General features: G+C 40.0%; 1 protein-coding gene. It reads right to left on the bottom strand.

Going from position 1 to position 1,379, the window contains the following annotated elements; translation table 11 throughout:
* Window positions 1-293 precede the first annotated feature (293 nt).
* The gene (locus tag ACFX4X_RS25435) at window positions 294-1,208 is read right to left on the bottom strand and encodes a nucleoside hydrolase (protein ID WP_284468960.1); all 915 of its coding nucleotides are present in this window, start codon (window positions 1,206-1,208) and stop codon (window positions 294-296) included.
* Window positions 1,209-1,379: the final 171 nt, after the last annotated feature.

Below are 1,379 nucleotides of genomic sequence, written 5' to 3'. Positions count from 1 at the left end.
TAAATAAACAAGCAATTAACGATAAAAATCAAAATGGGGAATGAGCAAAAGCTCTCCCCCATTTTGTCAACAGCCCCCTTATGCCCATTTTTTTTGGACCATTACTAAAATGTAGGGATTTCATCAAATCTCTATGAAATTAATCAAACGATTGATTAATATTTGAAAAACCAATCGAAAGGATATCCAAATATACGAAGATCCTTTTTTCAAAGCAAAATAAACTATTTTTAATACATGGATTTCAGCTGTGCGACTTAGTTAATGGAGATCCTTATCACATGATCAAGTCCTCATATAACCCGTTCCAAAAAGTGTTTCACAAACCGATCCGCTTGCACTTTCGTACAGACGCGGATTCCAGGACCGCTAACCTGTTGGCCTATTGTCCTGCCTGTTTCTTCGCCTTCGGTCACAACCTTGACGTTCATCATTTCTGCACCTACAAAACTTGAATCAATCGCAACCCCGACTGCAAGTGGATCATGAAGGGCGCAACCGCCCAAACCTGGATGGGAGATTTCATAAGCTTTCATATAATAATCGGTCATTTCCGCTAAAAATCGGGCGCTCTCCTTACCAGTTGCCCGCCATTCATCAAGCTTCGATTTCAAAAGATATGTTTGCAGTGTCACATCAAGTCCCACTAGGGTGATTGGCAGTCCGGATGAAAATACATGATCAGCCGCTTCGGGATCGGATACTATGTTCGCTTCAGCATAAGGCGTTACATTTCCTTGTACGTTTACAGCACCGCCCATAATAACCACCTCTTTTACTAAGGACATGATTTTCGGGGCTTTTTTAATTGCCATTGCGATGTTAGTCAGTGGTCCTACTGCAATAACCGTAATTTCATGCGGCCGGCTTTTCACTTGTTCGATAATGAAATCTGATGCATTCCCTTTTGATGCTTTAATAGTTGGTTCAAACTGAAGGGTATTTCCTAATCCGTCTTCCCCATGGACATGCTTGGGATATTTCTTCTTCTTTCCGCGTACCAATGTTTGACCGGCTCCTTCAAAAACCGGAATGCGCCTATTTAATTTTTCCAAAACGGCCAGTGTATTACGGGTCGATTCAACAATGGGTACGTTACCAAAGCAAGTGGTAAACCCCAGCACTTCCAATTCTGGTGAATTTAATGCATATGCCATCGCCATGGCATCATCAATCCCAGTATCAACATCAAATATGATTGGTTTCAATATTTCCACACCTTCCAGAATTACATTTTTGTGCCACTAAATATTAATGTCCTTTCTCAATAGAGAAATAAATAGCTTTCTACACGTTCCATATCTTTTTGTATGAAAATACATTAGTAAAAAAGCCATGCTAAAATAAACCCTCCATATTCTTATTTTTTTTCGAAGGGC

Source organism: Peribacillus sp. YIM B13481, from assembly GCF_042787985.1.
Taxonomy (GTDB): domain Bacteria; phylum Bacillota; class Bacilli; order Bacillales; family DSM-1321; genus Peribacillus; species Peribacillus simplex_A.
The sequence above is the reverse complement of the archived record's forward strand: the minus strand, read 5'-3'. Positions and strand labels throughout refer to the sequence as shown.